This window comes from Plasticicumulans sp., assembly GCF_035331805.1.
Taxonomy (GTDB): domain Bacteria; phylum Pseudomonadota; class Gammaproteobacteria; order Competibacterales; family Competibacteraceae; genus Plasticicumulans.
Map to the genome: position 1 here is coordinate 1 of NZ_DAOLKE010000488.1, position 2,092 is coordinate 2,092.

Here is a 2,092-nt window from a genome sequence, read left to right on the forward strand (position 1 = left end):
GCGAGTTCCTCGGCCTCGACCCGCTGTACGTCGCCAACGAAGGCAAGCTGATCGCGATCGTCGATCCGGAGCACGCCGAAACCGCGCTCGCCGTACTGCGCACACACCCGCTCGGGCGCGAGGCGGCACGCATCGGCGTCTGCACGGCCGACGGCCAGCACTTCGTCGAGCTCGAAACCGGCTTCGGTGGCCGGCGCATCGTCGACTGGATCGCCGGCGAACAGCTGCCGAGGATCTGCTGATGGCCGCCGAAGAAGCCTTGCTGCCCTCGGCAACGCCGCGGCTGCGCATCCTGATGCTGGTACACGGCTTCAATTCGCTGAGCCAGCGCCTGCACGTCGAACTCGCCGCCCGCGGCCACGTGCTGTCGGTCGAGTACGACATCCACGATTCGATCACGCTCGAAGCCGTCGAGCTGTTCCGCCCCGATGTCGTGCTCGCACCGTACCTGAAGCGCGCGATCCCCGAGGCGATCTGGCGCAACCTGCCCTGTCTGGTCGTGCATCCGGGCATCCCCGGCGACCGCGGCCCGGCGGCACTCGATCGCGCCATCCTTGAACGCCGTTCGCACTGGGGCGTCAGCGTGCTGCAGGCGGTCGCCGAGTTCGATGCCGGCCCGATCTGGGCACACCGCAGCTTCCCGATGCGCGAGGCGCCGAAGGCGAGCCTGTACCGGCGCGAAGTCACGGGCGCGGCGGTCGAGGCCGTGCTCGAAGCCCTGACACGCCTCGCCGCCGGCTGGCAGCCCGAAGCGCAGCACGAGGGACTGCCCGGACGGGCGCACCGGCCGGTGTCGCTCGCCGAGCGCACGATCGACTGGGCGAGCGACCGCACCGCCGACGTGCTGCGCAAAATCCACTCCGCCGATGGCCACCCCGGCGTGCGCGGCGAGCTGGCCGGCGTCACCTGCCGGCTGTACGACGCGCACCCCGAACACACGCTGCGCGGCGCCCCCGGCGAACTGCTGGCCTGCCGCGGCGAGGCCGTCTGTCGCGCGACCGTCGACGGCGCGGTCTGGATCGGTCATGTGCGCCGCGAGGACGACCACGCGCTGAAGCTGCCGGCGACGCAGGCGCTGGCCGCGGAACTCGCCGCCCTCACCGATCTGCCCGAACTGCCCGAGGACGACGACGGCCTGATCGTCTATCGCGAGGCCGACGGCGTCGGCTGGCTGGATTTCCCGTTCCACAACGGCGCGATGGGCAGCGCGCACTGCCGGCGGCTGGCCGAGGCCGTGCGCACGGCGCGCAGCCGCGGCATCCGCGTGCTGGTGCTGACCGGCGGGCCGGAGTTCTGGTCGAACGGCATCCACCTGAGCCTGATCGAGGCGGCCGACAGCCCGGCCGATGCGTCGATGCACAACATCGAGGCCATGGATGATCTGGTCGCCGAGCTGCTCGAATGCCGCGGCCTGTGGCTGATCGCGGCCCTGCGCGGCAACGCCGGTGCCGGCGGCTGCTTCCTCGCGCTCGCCGCCGATGAAGTCCTCGCGCACGACGGCGTGGTGCTGAACCCGCACTACCGCAACATGGGCAACCTGTACGGCTCCGAGTACTGGACCTACCTGCTGCCCAAGCGCGTCGGCGAGGACGGCGTCGCGCACGTGCTCGACCGCCGCCTGCCGCTCGGTGCGCACGAGGCCGCGGCGATCGGCCTGATCGACGGCTGCATCGGCCCGGCCGCCGGCTTCATGGACGCCGTCGACGCGCACGCGCGTGCGGTCGCCGCCGATCCGGACTTCCCGCGCATGATCGCCGCCAAGCTCGACGGCTACGCCGCCGACGAGCGCGAGAAGCCGCTGGCGATCTACCGCGCCGAGGAGCTCGAACGGATGCGGCTGAACTTCTATGGCTTCGATCCGAGCTACCACGTCGCGCGTCACGCCTTCGTGCACCGCCGGCCGCAATCGTGGACGCCGCTGCATCTGGCCATCCACCGCCGGCGCACGCCGCCCGAGCCGTCATGAGTGCCGCCGAGGACGAGCACCTGCTCCGTGCCCCGGCCGGCAGCAGCAGTGCGGTCGCACCGCTGCCGGTCGTGCTGGTCGTCGATGACGAGCCGCGTTCGCTGCAGACGATCACGCGCGTGCTCG

Annotated in this window: 2 protein-coding genes; both read left to right on the top strand. The window is 71.7% G+C overall.

The features are described 5' to 3' along the window. A partial coding sequence (locus tag PKE44_RS18685) for an AIR synthase-related protein (RefSeq protein WP_324554239.1) occupies window positions 1-242 on the top strand: 242 nt, incomplete at its 5' end. Then, window positions 242-1,966: a hydrogenase maturation protein gene (locus PKE44_RS18690; RefSeq protein ID WP_324554241.1), complete on the top strand. Its 1,725-nt coding sequence runs from the start codon at window positions 242-244 to the stop codon at window positions 1,964-1,966. The genes PKE44_RS18685 and PKE44_RS18690, both read left to right, overlap by 1 nt. Window positions 1,967-2,092: the final 126 nt, after the last annotated feature.

Excerpts from the sequence above, each read along its gene's own strand:
- PKE44_RS18690 (WP_324554241.1), top strand. The coding sequence starts at position 242 with ATGGCCGCCGAAGAAGCCTTGCTGCCCTCGGCAACGCCGCGGCTGCGC.